The following is a 14,698-nucleotide window of genomic DNA, read 5'->3' as shown; positions in this document are numbered from 1 at the left end:
ATCACGCCTCGAGCCAGATCTGGTCGGCGAACATATAGCCCATCAACCCGCCGAGCGGATGGCTGGCATAGCCCTTGATCTTGTTGCTGAGGCCGTCGAGCGAGTGGATGAACATCGGGATGCCGACGCCGCACTGCTCGTGCACGAGCACCTGCATGTCGCCGTACATCTGCTTGCGCTTGGCTTCATCGGTTTCGCCGCGCGCGAGGTCGAGCAACTGGTCGAACTTCTCGTTCTTCCAGCCCGACACGTTCATCGGCGAATCGGATTTGTAGAACAGCGAGAACATCAGGTCGACCGTCTGGCGCGGATTGATATTCCCGAACGACATGGGATGCTTGGCCCAGTGGTTCGACCAGTAGCCGTCCGGAGGCATGCGCTTGATGTCCAGGTTGAGGCCGGCCTTCTGCGCCGACAGCTGGATGATCTGCGCCATGTCGACGGAGCCGCCGGCGGCGGTCGACGCGACGATCGGCAGGGTCTGGCCGGCCATGCCGGATTTCTTCAGGTAGAACTTCGCCTTGTCCAGGTCGAACTTACGCTGCGGCAGGCCGGCGAAATAGTAGCGGTTGCCGGGCTGCACCGGCTGGTCGTTGGCGACAGTGCCGTAGCCGCGCATCGCCACCTTGCGGATCTGCTCGCGGTCCAGCATGTATTTCATCGCCAGCACGAAGTTCGGGTTCTTCACGGGGCCGAGCTGGTCGCGCATGATGAGGTCGGTGTACAGGCCCGTCTTCGATTCGAACAGCGTGCAACCCGAGCCCGCGAAACTGGCCGCCGAGCGCGGGTTCACGCCGTTGATCATCTGCACGTCGCCCGACAGCAGCGCGTTGACGCGGGCCGCTTCGTCCGGCACCGAGAAATATTCGATCTCGTCCAGATAGGGCTTGCCAGGCTTCCAGTACTCGTCGTTGCGCACGCCGATCGAGCGCACGCCCGGCCTGAATTCCTTGCACTTGTAGGGTCCGGTACCGACCGCCGTGGCGAAGTCGGTGGTGCCGTCCTTGACGATGGCGAAATGGGACGCGGCCAGCAGCGCCGGCAGGTCGACGTTCGGGGAATTGAGCCGGATCTGCAATTCGAGCGGACCGGTGGCCTTGATGTCCGCGAACTCGTCGGCCACGGTCTTGACCTTGGAGGCGTTGGCGGGATTCTTGTGGCGCAGCAGCGAGTACACGACATCCGCGGCGCCCAGCGGCTTGCCGTCGTGGAAGCGCACGTCCTTGCGCAGCTTGACGGTCCACAGCGTGCCGTCCTTGCTGTCGATCGATTCGGCCAGCGCCATCTGCGGCGCGAGCTTCGTGTCGATGGTGGTCAGGCAGCTGTAGAACATGTAGTGCCGCACGTAGTCGGCGATGGTGCTGCCCCTGGCGGGATCGAGGGTGTCGGCCGTCGATCCGGACCCCATGGCGACCCGGATCCGACCGCCCTTGCGCGGGGTCTGGGCCAGCGCGGTGCCGGGAAACGTCAGCAGGCCGCCTGCGGTGGACGCCAGCATGCCGCCCGCCAGCAGCGTGCGCATCACGTCGCGGCGCGTGGCGCTTGCGGGAACGCCGGCGGCGTCGAATGGTGTGTCGCTCATGATTGTCTCCTTGGTCTTGAAATAATTGTTCAGTGCAGCCAGTCCTGCAGCCGGTAATACGCGCCCACGGCCGGCAGGAACCAGGGCGTGCCGAAATGCCCGGGCACGGCCGGCCATTCCAGGTGGCGCCACGGATTCAGTTCCGCGCGGCCGGCCATCACGTCGGCCATCACCTGCCCCATGTGCACCGACATCTGCACGCCGTGGCCGCTGTAGCCCGTCGAGTAGTACATCCCGCGGTGCTCGCCCGCGCGCGGCAGGCGGTCGGCCGTCATGTCGACGAGACCGCCCCAGCAATAGTCGATGCCGACCCCGCGCAGGTCCGGGAACATCTTCTCCATCGCCGCGCGCAGCACGACGCCGCTCTTCCGGTCCGAGCGCGGATTCGACAGCGCGAAGCGGGCCCGCCCGCCGAACAGCAGGCGGTGATCGGGCGACACGCGGAAGTAATTGCCGATGGTCCGGGACGTGACATAGTTGCGGCGCCGCGGCAGCAGGCGGTCGACAAGCGCCGGGTCCAGCGGTTCGGTCGCGACGATGAAGCTGCCCACCGAGATCATGCGGCGGCGGAACCAGGAGAACGGCCCCTGGCGCGAATTGCCGGTCGCCAGCAGCACCTGGCCGGCTGTCACGACGCCGCGGCTGGTGGTGACGCGGAATCCGCCCGCGGGCAGGCGCTCCAGTCCCGTCACGGGCGTGTGTTCATGGATGCGCGCACCGGCACGGGCGGCGGCCCGGGCCAGGCCGACGCCGAATTTCCCCATGTGCATCTGCGCGCTCGTGGTCTGCAGCAGCCCGCCGTAGAACTGGCCTGACGCGACCTCGTCGCGGATGCGTGCCGCGGACACCATCTCGACGTGCGGATCGACCTCGCGCCGCAGCACGTCGCAACTGCGCGCCAGCTTGTCGTAGTGCTCCGGCTTGGCGGCCAGCTTGAGCTTGCCCACGCGCGCGAAGTCGCACTCGATGCGTTCACGCGCGACCAGGGATTCGACCGTGTCGACCGCGGCGTTGTAGGCCTGATAGAACGAGCGCGCCGTGTCGACGCCGAGCCGGGCGGCGAGCGCGCCGAAATCGTGCGCCGTGCCGCTGTTGCAGTGGCCGCCGTTGCGGCCCGACGCTTCGCCGACGACGCGGCCCGCTTCCAGCACGACCACCGAGGCGCCGCGCCGGGCCAGCGTCAGCGCCGCCGACAATCCGGTAAAGCCGGCCCCGGCCACGACCACGTCGGCGTGCCCCGCCACCGGTTCCGGTGCGCCGTCGGCAAAGGCCGGCGCCGTATCGAGCCAATAAGAGTCGAGCTTCATGATCGTGTCCTGTCGAGGTAGCTTTCCGGGTGCATGCGCATGCCGCTTACAGGCCGACCAGCGCCGGCAGGCCGCCCAGGTCCGTGATCTGGTGTGACCCCCACACCGGCCACGCCGGTTCGTGGCCGCGCGCCACGAAGGCCCTGTGCTTGATGCCCACGTCGTCGGCCGACAGGTGGTCGTAGCGCATGCTCGACGACACGTGCAGGATGTCTTCCGGGTTGCAGCCCAGCTCGTCGATCATGTACTCGAACGCACGCAGGCGCGGCTTGTAGGCTTGCGCCTGCTGCGCCGTGTAGACGCGGTGGAACGGCGCGCCGAGCTGGTCGACGCTGGCCTGGATCTGCGCGTCCATCGCGTTCGACAGGATCACCAGCTCGTACTCCTTGGCCAGGCGCGCCAGCGCGTTCGGCACGTCCGCGTGCGGGGCCCAGGTCGGCACGGCGCGGTAGAACTTCAGGCCTTCGTTGTCGCGGTACTCGACGCCCCAGCGCTTGCACGTGCGCTCGACCGAATTGCACAGCAGCTGGTCGTACGGGCGCCAGTCGCCCATCACTTCATCCAGGCGGTAGCGCGCGAAGTCCGTCGTGAACTGCTGCATGTTCTCGGGTGCGACGCGGTCGGCGAACAGTTCGCGCGCCAGCTCCGCCATCTGGAAGTTGATCAACGTGCCGTAGCAGTCGAAGGAAATGTATTTGGGCCGCAGGTGGGTAGTCATGGTTCGGGTTCCTTAGATGATTGATGTTCGCGTCCGCGGGCTCGGGAAAACCGGTTGGCGGCACTGGTCAGGAAGCGCGTTCGTCGGGCGATTCGCGGTCACTGCAACGTCGTCTCCTGCATTCATTACACCACCGCCCCCCTGCACGAAAATCGCGTTCTGACCCTGGCAAAACAACAGAAACGGTGGCATTTGCGGGGCCCTTCAGCACACTATGCGGCGTCCCCGAACGTCAGTCTTCGCGGGCGAAATCGACCAGCACGCTCTTGTGGCGCAGATTCGCTTCGTAGGCCTGGCGGCCGAGATCCTTGCCGATGCCGGAGCGCTTGTAGCCGCCCGTGGGAATCACGAAATCGGCCGTGCGGCCATAGCGGTTGATCCACACCGTGCCGGCCTCGATGCCGCGCGCCAGGCGCAGGGCGCGGCCGATGTCGGCCGTGTGCACGCCGGCGGCCAGGCCGTAGTCCGGATGGTCGGCCAGTGCCAGCGCCTCCTCCTCGTCGTCGAACGCCTGCACCGTGATCACCGGTCCGAAGATTTCGGACTTCACGGCATCCATTGCGGGATCGACGCCGACCAGGATGGTCGGCCGGTAGTACGCGCCGTCGTTGCCGCAGTCGATCGGGGCGCCGCCGGCGACCAGGCGGGCACCCGCGGCCACCGTGCGCTGCACGATGCCGTCGATGCGATCCAGCTCGTGGCGCGCGATGATGGGCGCCAGCGTCGCCTCGGGATCCCAGGTCGGGCCGGCCTTGAGTTCGGCGAAGACGGCGGCCAGGCGCTCGACGACCCGATCCGCCACCGCGCGCTGCACGATGAGGCGCGAACCGGCCACGCACACCTGCCCGGCATTCAAGGTGATGGCACGCGCGACGGTGCGGACGGTGCGTTCGAGGTCGGGCACGTCGGCGAACACCACTTGCGGGCTCTTGCCGCCCAACTCCAGCGTGACCGGCTTGGTGCCACTGTGCGCGCAGGCGGCCATGATGGCGGCGCCGCTTCGGGTCGACCCGGTGAACGTCACTTTCGCGATGCGCGGATGGCGGCACAAGGCCGCGCCGGCACCTTGGCCGTCGCCCTGGACGATGTTGAAGATCCCGGCCGGCATGCCGGCCTCGATGGCCAGTTCGGCCAGGCGCAGCACGGAAAACGGCGTCATCTCGGAGGGCTTGAGGACCACCGCGTTACCGGCCGCCAGCGCCGGCGCCACCTTCCACGAGGCCATCACCAGCGGCAGGTTCCACGGGGCGATGGCGGCGATCACGCCATAGGGTTCGGCGACGGTCATGCCGAGATGGTCGGAGCGGGTCGGCGCGACGTCGCCCCCGATCTTGTCGGCCCACTCGGCGAAGAAGCGGATGCCGTCCGCGGTGAACGGCACGTCCCAGCCGGCGGCGTCCTTGAACGGGCGGGTCGAGCCGACCGCCTCCAATCGCGCCAAGGCCGACGCGTCGGCGTCGATCAGATCGGCCCAGCGGCGCAGCACGCACGCGCGCTCGCGCGGCGCGCGGCGCGCCCAGTCGCTCGTCTTCCACGCGTGCCACGCATCCTGGACCGCGCGGTCGACGAGGTCGGCGTCGGCCAGCGGCACGCCGGCATACACGCGGCCATCGGACGGGCGCCTGACGTCCATCGTGTGCGTGCTGCCCGCCACATACTGCCCGCCGATAAAGTGGGCGCTGCGTACCGCCACCCGGTCCGGGTCGAAACGTTCCATCTCCTGTCCTTTCAAAGATCGTCATGTGCGACTCTGAAAAATTGTACGAGCGTTCCTCAAGCATTTTATGCGGTCCGGCCGGCCGCGAACGGCACAAGCTGTCGTATTGAAGCGCGAATTGGTGGATCGTTTCGAATTGCATTTACCCCGTCGCGGGACGCATTCGTGTGTGGCATGATGCGGCCGGATAGCCACTCGGCGAGGAGCATTCATATGAAAGATCGAAACGCAAAAAGCCCGGTGCGGTACCGCAGGATGACGGCCGCCGACCTGCCTGCGGCGCACAAGCTGTCGCTGTCCGTGTTGTGGCCGCACCGGCTGGAAGACTGGGCCTTCATCCACGAACTGGGCGAAGGCATCGTCGCCGAAGACGCGTCCGGCATCGTCGGCACCAGCATGTGCTGGCTGCACGGCCCCGACTACGCGTCGCTCGGCATGACCATCGTCGCGCCCGACCACCGGCGCCGCGGCATCGCGAACGAACTCCTCAAGCGCATCCTGAACGAAGTCGGCGACCGCACCATCCTGCTGCACACCACCGCGACCGGCGTGCGCTTCATCGAACACGGCGGTTTCGTCCAGACGGGCTGGGTGCACCAGCACCAGGGCAGCGTGTTCCGCGCCCCGTTCGTGCCGCTCGGCCCGGGCGAACGGATCCGGCCCGTCGGTCCGCGCGACGAGGCGGTGCTGGCCGACCTGGCCACGCGCTCGACCGGCATGCCGCGCGCCACCGTGATCAAGCACCTGCTGACGGTGGCCGACGTCGTCGCCATCGATCGCTACGGCGAGCTCATCGCGTTCGCGGCGCTGCGCAAGTTCGGCCACGGCTATGTGATCGGCCCCGTCGTCGCGCCGGACGCCGAACACGCGAAGGCGCTGATCGCCCATTGGGCCGGCACGCAAGCGGGCGCGTTCGTCCGCGTCGACGTGCCGGACAGCAGCGGCCTCAGTCCCTGGCTGACCGAAATGGGTCTGGTCCAGGTGGAGGAATCGGTACACGCCATGACGCGCGGCGATCCACCGCGGCCCGCGGGGCCGGCCAAGCGTTTCGCCCTGCTCAGCCAGTCGCTGGGCTGACCGGAGGACATCGCATGACGACCCGCACAACCACCATCGCCTGCCGCCCGATGCGCGAGACCGATCTGCCCGCGGCGCACGCGCTGTCGCAGGCCGTGCGCTGGCCGCATCGTCCCGATGACTGGCAATTCGCCCTGCGCCTGGGGCCCGGCTTCGTGGCGGAGGAAGACGGCGCCGTGGTCGGTACCGCGCTGTGCTGGCACCAGGGTCCGCACCATGGTTCGCTGGGACTGATCATCGTGTCGCCGGCCCACCAGGGCAAGGGCATCGGCCGCCAGCTGATGCGGCTGGTGCTCGACGACCTCGGCGACCGCTGCACGCTGCTCAACGCCACCAAGGCCGGGCAGCCGCTGTACGAAAGCCTGGGTTTCCAAGCCATCGGCACACTGCACCAGCACCAGGGCATCTTCACCCCGCCGCCGGCATGGGCGGGACCGCGTGCACGGCCGGCCAGCGCTGCCGACATCCCTAGCATCGTCGCGCTGGCGAACCGCGGCACGGGCATGGTGCGCGACGAGTTGCTGAAACAATTGATCGGCGTGGCCGACGGCGCCGTGCTGGAGCAAGACGGCGCCGTGACCGGCTTTTCGCTGATCCGGCCGTTCGGCCGCGGCCACGTGATCGGGCCGGTGGTCGCGGCCGATGCCGCGAGCGCGCAGGCGTTGATCGCGACCTGGCGCGATGTCTACGCCGGCGCCTTCGTCCGCGTCGACGTGACGGGGTCGAGCGGCCTTGGCGAATGGCTGGCGCAGGCCGGGTTGGCCCAGGTGGACACGGCGGTGACCATGGCACGTAACGGCGTGCCGGCGCGCGACGATACGTTGCGGCAGGTCGCCATCGTCAGCCAGGCGCTCTGCTGACGCGGGCGAGCGCTCAAAACCGAACTAGTAGGGTGGGCGCCACTGTGCCCACCCTACGAGTGACCCTATACCGGGATCTTAGTAGCCGCTCGTGCGGTCGATCACGCCGTCGATTGGCAGGCCCCGCTCGATCCGATCGATCCTCGTCGCGATCTGGCGCGCGCTTGCGCGGCGCAGCGTCAGCGCGGCCACGTGCGGCGTGATCTCGATGCGCGGATGCCCCCAGAACGGATGGTCGGGCGGCAACGGCTCCTTGCGGAACACGTCCAGCGTGGCCTGGGCCAGCTGTCCGCTGTCGAGCGCGCGCAGCAAGTCGTCCTCGACCAGGTGGGCGCCCCGTCCGATGTTGATCAATTGCGCGCCCGGCGCCAGCCGCGCGAACAGCGTGCGGTCGAGAATGTCCGCCGTGTGCGGCGTCAACGGGAGCAGGTTGACCAGCACGTCCAGGCCGTCGAGGAAGTCCGGCAACGCGTCCGTCCCGGCAAAACAGGCGACGCGGTCGACCGCACGCGGGCCGCGGCTCCATCCGCGCACGGCGAATCCCAGCTGGGCCAGCGCGCCGGCGACGGGCGTGCCGAGCGCGCCCAGGCCCATGACTCCGACCGCGTGCGTGGCGGCGTCGCGTCCCGGCAAGGGTTGCCAACGCCGTGCCCGCTGGGACGCGGCATAGTCGGGCAAGCGGCGCACGTGGCGCAGCACGGCGGCCAGCACGTACTGCACCATCTGCGGCGCCATGCCGGCATCGTCCAGCTTGATCAAGGGCACGTGGGGCGGCAACAGGTCCGGCTGCGCCGCCAGCAGCGCAAGCACGGCATCCACGCCCGCCCCGAGGTTGAACACGGCCTTCAGCCGCGCGCATCCGGCGAGTGCCTCCATGGGCGGATTCCAGACCAGCGCATAGTCGACCGGGGCACGGTCGCCCGGCCGCCATGGGCGCACGCGCGCGGCCGGCAGCACGGCGGCCAGTTCGTCGATCCAGGAAGCGGCATCGTCATCGGGCAGGGACAACAGGATATCCATGGGCGGCTCAGGTCGATTGGTTACGGGCGGAATCGGCAGGCAGTATGGCGCCGGGTGCGCAGCAGGAAATACCGAATGCTTCCCAAATACGCAATTTCCGGCACTGTTTGCACGGCGCCGGCAACAGCTATCGCTGCGTTCCCGTGGCTACCATGTCCCTGTTTTCCCCTTTCATTGGAGCCCGCCATGTCAACTCATCCCCTCGTCGCGCTGGACCGCGACCACCTGATCCACCCCCTCGTCAATTACCAGGCCCATGAGCAAAGAGGCGTCACGATCCTCGAATCGGGCCACGGCGCCTACCTGCGCGACGCGCAGGGCACGGAACTGCTGGACGCGTTTTCCGGCCTGTGGTGCGTCAACGTCGGCTATGGCCAGGAGAGCGTGGTCCGGGCCGCCGCCGAACAGATGCGCAAGCTGCCCTATGCGACCGGCTATTTCCATTTCGGTTCCGAACCCGCCATCCGCCTTGCCGCGCGCCTGGTGGAACTGGCGCCGGCCTCGCTGCGCCACGTGTATTTCACGTTGGGCGGCTCGGACGCGGACGATTCCGCCATCCGCTTCATCACGCACTACTACAACTCGACCGGCCGCCCCGCCAAGAAGCACTTCATCTCGCTCGAGCGCGGTTACCACGGCTCGTCCACGATGGGTGCGGGACTCACGGCGCTGGCCGTGTTCCACCACCATTTCGACGTGCCCCTGCCGCAGCAGCACAAGATTCCCTCGCCGTACCCGTACCGCAATCCGGCCGGTTCCGATCCCGACACGATCATCCGCACGTCCGTCGAGGCGCTGCGCGCCAAGGTGCGCGAGCTGGGCCAGGACAATGTGGCGGCGTTCTTCTGCGAACCGATCCAGGGTTCCGGCGGCGTGCTCGTGCCGCCCAAGGGCTGGCTCAAGGCCATGCGCGACGCCTGCCGCGAACTGGACGTCCTGTTCGTCGTCGACGAAGTCATCACGGGCTTCGGCCGGACGGGCCCGATGTTCGCGTGCGAGGCGGAACACGTGGAGCCGGACCTGATGGTCGTGGCCAAGGGTCTCACGGCAGGCTATGCGCCGATGGGCGCCGTGCTGATGTCCGACGCGGTCTACCGCGGCATCGCCGACAACATGCCGGCCGGCGTGCCGGTGGGCCATGGCCACACCTATTCCGCACATCCGGTCAGTGCCGCGGTCGGCCTCGAGGTGCTGCGCCTGTACACGGAAGGCGGGTTGCTGGCCAACGGCCAGGCCCGGGCACCGCGCTTCGAGCAGGGTTTGCGCGACCTGCTCGCCCACCCGCTCGTCGGCGACGCGCGCAGCCGCGGACTGCTCGGTGCGCTCGAACTGGTCGCGGACAAGGCCGACAAGACCCGCTTCGATCCCGCGCTCAAGCTGCACGAACGCATCGCCGTCGCGGCCTACCGCAACCGCCTCGTGTTCCGCGCCTTCGGCGACAACGTGCTCGGCTTCGCGCCGGCCCTGTGCTATACGGCCGACGACTTCGACCTGATGTTCGAGCGCCTGACCCGGACCCTCGACGAGGTGCTCGACCAGGCCGACGTGCGCCGCGCGCTCAAGTCAATTTGATCGTGCGTCAGGGAAAAATCGTTATATGCATGGTGGAAATTCGCTGATAATATGATGATCAGCATCAACGGCGAGACAGACATGGCGAACCACGATGATCCCTGAGAACCTCAAGCTGGACCGGATCGACATCCGCATCCTCAGCCACCTGCAGCGTAACGGCCGGGTCACGAACGTGGACCTGGCCGATGCGGTGGGCTTGTCTCCCAGTCCGTGCCTGATCCGCGTGAAGCGCCTGGAGAAGGCGGGCTACATCAACGGCTACGGCGCCCATCTGCAGCTCGAGAAACTCGGCGACATGCAGGTCGTGTTCACCCAGGTCACCCTGTCCGACCACCGCCGCGAAGACTTCGCCAAGTTCGAGTCCGCCATCCGCAGCATCGACGAGATCGTCGAATGCCACCTGGTCAGCGGCGGTTTCGACTACCTGCTCAAGTTCGTCACCCGCAGCGTGGCGCACTACCACAGCATCGCCGAGGACGTGCTCCGGCAGAGCATCAACATCGAGAAATACTTCAGCTACATCGTCATCCAGTCCCCGTTCGTCAAGCACCACTATCCGATCGAGAAGCTGTTCACCTCGCACGAGTGACGATGCCCGGGCCGGCGGCGCCGGCTCAGCGCGGCGGTTTGTATTCCGGGAACATTTCCTTGTACAGGAAGCTCATCAGTTCCTGCGTATCCTGCGGGCGTGCCGACAAGGTGACGACGCGGTTCAGGCGGTGCGATTCCCACTCGAAGTCGCCCGTCTTTTCCTTGCGGATCAGCTCGATCATCTTCTTGACGATCGCCGTCTCGATGTCCGGGTCGCTGCCGCGCTCGACCGTTACCGCGGTCAGCCAGCGGCGCTTGAAGTTCGGGTTCCAGCCGCGGAATTTCAGGTCGGCCGAGTTGAACGTCTTGTTGGTGACGCTGAACACGCCGCCCGTCTCGTTCGGATCCTGGCCGCCGCGGCCGTTGATGGCGGCGATGTTCGCGAGCGCGTTGCGTGTGCCGCGCGCGGCTTCGCTTTCCTCGGCCTGGTCGGTCTGCGCCGGTGCGCCGCGCTTCTTGCGCTGGGCCTCGATATAGGCCTGCATGTCGACTTCCTGCGGCGGCGCCTTCGTCTCTTCCTTCGGCTTCGGCTGCGGCTTTTCCTCGACAGGTTTCACTTCCGGCACCGTGATCGTGTTCGGCAGGCGCGGCATCGTGATGCGCGGCGGCGTGAACTTGGGTGCCTCCGCCTTCGCCGTCTTCTTGGGCGCCTGCTCGGCCGGCTTGGCCGCGGGCTTGTTCGGCTTCAGCGGCGGCAGCCAGACGACGGCCGCACCGGACTTCGGCGGCGCATGGCGCTCCATCTTCGGCTGGAACAGCCACACGGCGACGAGCAGCAGGTGCAACGCGATCGTGACGGCAATGCCGGTCCGGTTCGGGCCCCGCTCTCCGTACGTGACCACCTTCCGTCCAGGCATGGGCTGGCCGCAATGTACGCAGACATCGCTGTCTTCCATCGGGATGTGGGAATGGTCACGCAAGATAATGAACACCCCTGGTCAGGGGACAGTAAAAAGATATTGACGAGGCGCAGTCTAACCGGTTTGGATTTCCTGCGCACGCGGTGTTAAGCATCTGTAATGAGCTTACAAGCCGGGTAGCTTAATGGTTGTTACAGTGTGTATCAACCTTGCGTCAGGGAATCGGTCGATGTGAAATGGATTCTGCCTCCATTTCACATCGACGACGCCATCGTCAAGCGACCTTCGTGAGCACGACCTTCGGCTCCCGCTCCAGGTCGGCGACCTGTGTATCCGTCATCGGCCCGCTGCCGCTGTACTTGTCGAGGTACAGGTAGATGACGGGCGTGATGTACAGCGTGATCACTTGCGAGAAGATCAGCCCCCCACAAACGGCCAGGCCCAGCGGCTGGCGCAGCTCGGCGCCGGCACCGAGGCCGAGGGCAATCGGCAGCGCGCCCATCAACGCGGCCAACGTGGTCATCACGATCGGGCGGAAGCGCAGGATGCACGCCTCGCGGATCGCCTGTTCCGGCGTCATGCCGCCGTTGCGCTGGGCGTCGAGGGCGAAGTCGATCATCATGATCGCGTTCTTTTTGACAATGCCGATCAGCATCAGGATGCCGATGATGGCGATCATCGTCAGGTCCAGGTTGAACAGCCGCAAGGTGAGCAGCGCGCCGACGGCGGCCGACGGCAGGCCGGCCAGGATCGTGATCGGGTGGATGAAACTCTCGTACAGCACGCCCAGCAGCACGTAGATCACGCCGACGGCCGCCACGATCAGGATCAGCTGGCTCGACTGCGAATCCTGGAACACGGCCGCGTCGCCGCCGTATTTCGTGATGATCGACGCGGGCAGCTTCATGTCGCGGCCCATCTGCTCGATGGCCGCGGTGGCGGCGCCGAGCGGCGCGTCGGGCGCGAGGTTGAACGACAAGGTGATCGCCTGCAGCTGGCCCTGGTGGTTGACGGCGATGGGCCCGACCGTGCGCTTCACGTTGGCCACGCTGGACAGTTGCACGAGCTGGCCCGTCTTGCTGCGCACGGACAGGCGCGACAGCGCGTCCTCGAACTGGCGGTCTTCGTTCGCCGTCTCCAGGATCACGTAATAGCTGGCCGCGCTCGAATAGATCGTCGACACCTGGCGCTCGCCGAACGCGGCGTACAGCGCCGTGCGGATGTCGCCCAGTTGCACACCGAGCAGGTTCGCTTTGTCGCGGTCGATGTCGAGCTTGGCTTGCAGGCCCTTGTCCTGCGTGTCGCTCGTCACGTCGCGGAACATCGGGTTGTTGCGCATGCGCTCCATATACTCGTTGGCCCACTGGCCGATGTCCGCGCCGGACACGCTCTGCAACGTGTACTGGTAGCGGCTCTTGCTCGGGCGGCCGCCGAGCTGCAGGTTCTGCACGGGCGCCATGTAGACGTTGACGCCGGCAATCTTGTGCGTGGCCTTGCGCAGGCGGTCGACGACCTGCGGCATCTTGTCGCGTTCGCTGCGGGGTTTCAGCACGATGAACATGCGGCCGTTGTTGCCGCCGCCGGAAAACGACGTGACGTCCTGCACGGCCGGATCGTTCTGGATCACCTGCGCCACTTTCGTCTGCAGCGTGACCATCGCGGACGACGAGATGTCTTCGGCCGCCTCCGTCGTCACGCGCAGCTGGCCGATATCTTCCTCGGGGAAGAAGCCTTTCGGGATCGTGGTGTACAGCACGACCGTCAGCGCGAACGTGCCGAACGCGATGAGCAGCACGACGAAGCGGTGCCGCAACGCCACGTCCAGCGTCTTTTCGTAGGCGTTGCGCACGGCCGTGAACGCGGCCTCGAAGTGGCGGCCGATGAAGCTCTTCTCTTGCGTGTGGTCGTGGCCGTGCGCCGGCAGCAGGCGCGACGCCAGCATCGGCACGAGGGTCAGCGACACGGCGGCCGACACGAGGATCGCGAGGCCGACGATCACGGCGAATTCGTGGAACAGCAGGCCGATCACGCCGGGCATGAAGAAGATCGGGATGAACACGGCGACGAGGGACACGGAAATCGAGACGATGGTAAAGCCCATCTCGCGCGCCCCGTCGAGCGCGGCGCGCAGCGGCGTCTTGCCCATCTCGATGTGGCGCACGATGTTTTCCAGCACGACGATGGCATCGTCGACGACGAGGCCGACGGCCAGCGTGATCCCGAGCAGCGACACGTTGTCGAGGCTGTAGCCGAGCCAGTACAGCAGCGCCAGCGCGCCCAGCAGCGAGATCGGCATCGTGACGGCGGGGATGAACGTGGCCGACGCGCGGTGCAGGAACAGGAAGATCACGAGGACGACGAGGCCCACCGTCAGCGCCAGCGTGAAGTTGACGTCGTGGATCGCTTCGCGGATCGAGCGCGAGCGGTCGTTGACGAGGTTGATCTTGATGGAGCTCGGCAGCTGCGACTGGAAGCGCGGCAGCAGGCGGCGCACGCCATCGACCACTTCGACCGTGTTCGCGTTCGGCTGGCGCTGCACGAGCAGCACGATGGCGCGCTCGCCGTTGTAGGCGCCGAAGGCGCGGGTCGACTGGTAGCTGTCCTCGACGGTGGCCACGTCCTTCAGGCGCACCGGCAGGTTGTCGCGCGTGGCGACGATGAGGTTCTCGAAGTCGGCCGCCTTCATCATCTGCGCAGGGCCCTGGATCGTCAGCGTCTGCTGCGGGCCGTCGAGGATGCCCAGCGCGGAGTTCGAGTTGGCCGAGCGCAGCGCCGTCGCCAGCTCGTCCATCGTGATGTTCCGGGCGTTCATGAGGTCCGTCTTCGCGCGCACGCGCACGGCGAAGCGCTTGCCGCCGTTGACGGACACTTGCGCCACGCCCGGCAACGTGGAGATCGCGGGCGACACGAGGTTCTCCGCGTAGTCGTTCAGTTCCGACAAGTTCATCGACGGCGACGTCATCGTCATGAACAGCACGGGTGCGTCGGCCGGGTTGACCTTGCGGTACGACGGCAAGGTCGTCATTTCCTGCGGCAGCTGGCGCTGCGCGGCCAGGAGCGCGGCCTGCACGTCGACGGCGGCCGCGTTGACGTCGATCGACGGATCGAATTCCAAGGTGAGCGACGTGCTGCCCTGCGTGCTCGTCGACGTGATCAGGTTGATGCCTGCGATCGTCGAGAACTGTTTTTCCAGCGGCAGCGCGACGGACGACGCCATCGTCTCCGGGCTTGCGCCGTCGAGGTTGGCGTTGACGTTGATGACGGGCGTGTTATAGCTGGGCAGCGCCGCCACGGGGATGTGCGAATACGCGAGGATGCCGACGAGGATCAGGCTGATCGACAGCAGCACGACCATCACAGGCCGGCGGATGCACAGTTCGGACAAATTCAT

The 14,698-nt window shown here is 66.9% G+C and carries 11 protein-coding genes; 4 read left to right on the top strand and 7 right to left on the bottom strand.

The genetic code is table 11. The features are described 5' to 3' along the window. Nucleotide 1 precedes the first annotated feature (1 nt). The 4 genes from NX784_RS05030 to NX784_RS05015 all read right to left on the bottom strand — a co-directional run bounded on the left by NX784_RS05030 (nt 2) and on the right by NX784_RS05015 (nt 5,324). Nucleotides 2-1,582, bottom strand: coding sequence for an ABC transporter substrate-binding protein (locus NX784_RS05030; RefSeq protein ID WP_258815571.1), 1,581 nt, complete (start codon nt 1,580-1,582; stop codon nt 2-4). 29 nt (nt 1,583-1,611) lie between these two features. Beyond that, the gene (locus NX784_RS05025) at nt 1,612-2,889 is read right to left on the bottom strand and encodes an NAD(P)/FAD-dependent oxidoreductase (RefSeq protein ID WP_258815570.1); all 1,278 of its coding nucleotides are present in this window, start codon (nt 2,887-2,889) and stop codon (nt 1,612-1,614) included. Between the two features lie 46 nt (nt 2,890-2,935). Continuing rightward, nucleotides 2,936-3,607 (bottom strand): haloacid dehalogenase type II, encoded by a 672-nt coding sequence (locus NX784_RS05020; protein WP_258815569.1) that lies wholly within the window; start codon nt 3,605-3,607, stop codon nt 2,936-2,938. Nucleotides 3,608-3,839: 232 nt separating this feature from the next. Beyond that, nucleotides 3,840-5,324 carry an aldehyde dehydrogenase family protein gene (locus tag NX784_RS05015; RefSeq protein WP_258815568.1) on the bottom strand — a complete coding sequence of 495 codons (1,485 nt, stop codon included), beginning with the start codon at nt 5,322-5,324 and terminating at the stop codon, nt 3,840-3,842. 213 nt (nt 5,325-5,537) lie between these two features. Here NX784_RS05015 and NX784_RS05010 point away from each other — a divergent pair, with 213 nt between their 5' ends. Both NX784_RS05010 and NX784_RS05005 read left to right on the top strand, forming a co-directional pair. Then, on the top strand, nt 5,538-6,401 hold the full coding sequence (locus NX784_RS05010) for a GNAT family N-acetyltransferase (protein ID WP_258815567.1): 864 nt from the start codon (nt 5,538-5,540) through the stop codon (nt 6,399-6,401). A gap of 14 nt (nt 6,402-6,415) precedes the next feature. Next, entirely contained in the window at nt 6,416-7,261 is an 846-nt protein-coding gene (locus tag NX784_RS05005) for a GNAT family N-acetyltransferase (protein ID WP_258815566.1), read from the top strand. Between the two features lie 78 nt (nt 7,262-7,339). Here NX784_RS05005 and NX784_RS05000 read toward each other — a convergent pair whose 3' ends face one another. Then, nucleotides 7,340-8,281, bottom strand: a complete 942-nt coding sequence (locus NX784_RS05000) for a 2-hydroxyacid dehydrogenase (protein WP_258815565.1) — start codon at nt 8,279-8,281, stop codon at nt 7,340-7,342. A 186-nt stretch (nt 8,282-8,467) separates the two neighbouring features. Here NX784_RS05000 and NX784_RS04995 point away from each other — a divergent pair, with 186 nt between their 5' ends. Together NX784_RS04995 and NX784_RS04990 are read left to right on the top strand one after the other, a co-directional pair. Then, nucleotides 8,468-9,853, top strand: coding sequence for an aspartate aminotransferase family protein (locus tag NX784_RS04995; RefSeq protein WP_258815564.1), 1,386 nt, complete (start codon nt 8,468-8,470; stop codon nt 9,851-9,853). A gap of 94 nt (nt 9,854-9,947) precedes the next feature. Further along, nucleotides 9,948-10,445, top strand: coding sequence for an Lrp/AsnC family transcriptional regulator (locus NX784_RS04990; protein ID WP_258815563.1), 498 nt, complete (start codon nt 9,948-9,950; stop codon nt 10,443-10,445). A 25-nt stretch (nt 10,446-10,470) separates the two neighbouring features. Here the strand turns inward: NX784_RS04990 and NX784_RS04985 are convergent, their stop codons facing one another. Continuing rightward, nucleotides 10,471-11,304 (bottom strand): hypothetical protein, encoded by an 834-nt coding sequence (locus NX784_RS04985; RefSeq protein ID WP_258815562.1) that lies wholly within the window; start codon nt 11,302-11,304, stop codon nt 10,471-10,473. A gap of 277 nt (nt 11,305-11,581) precedes the next feature. Then, nucleotides 11,582-14,698, bottom strand: a complete 3,117-nt coding sequence (locus NX784_RS04980; protein WP_258815561.1) for an efflux RND transporter permease subunit — start codon at nt 14,696-14,698, stop codon at nt 11,582-11,584.

The organism is Massilia pinisoli (assembly GCF_024753285.1).
Lineage (GTDB): Bacteria > Pseudomonadota > Gammaproteobacteria > Burkholderiales > Burkholderiaceae_D > Telluria > Telluria pinisoli.
This window is presented reverse-complemented; position numbering and strand designations above follow the sequence as displayed.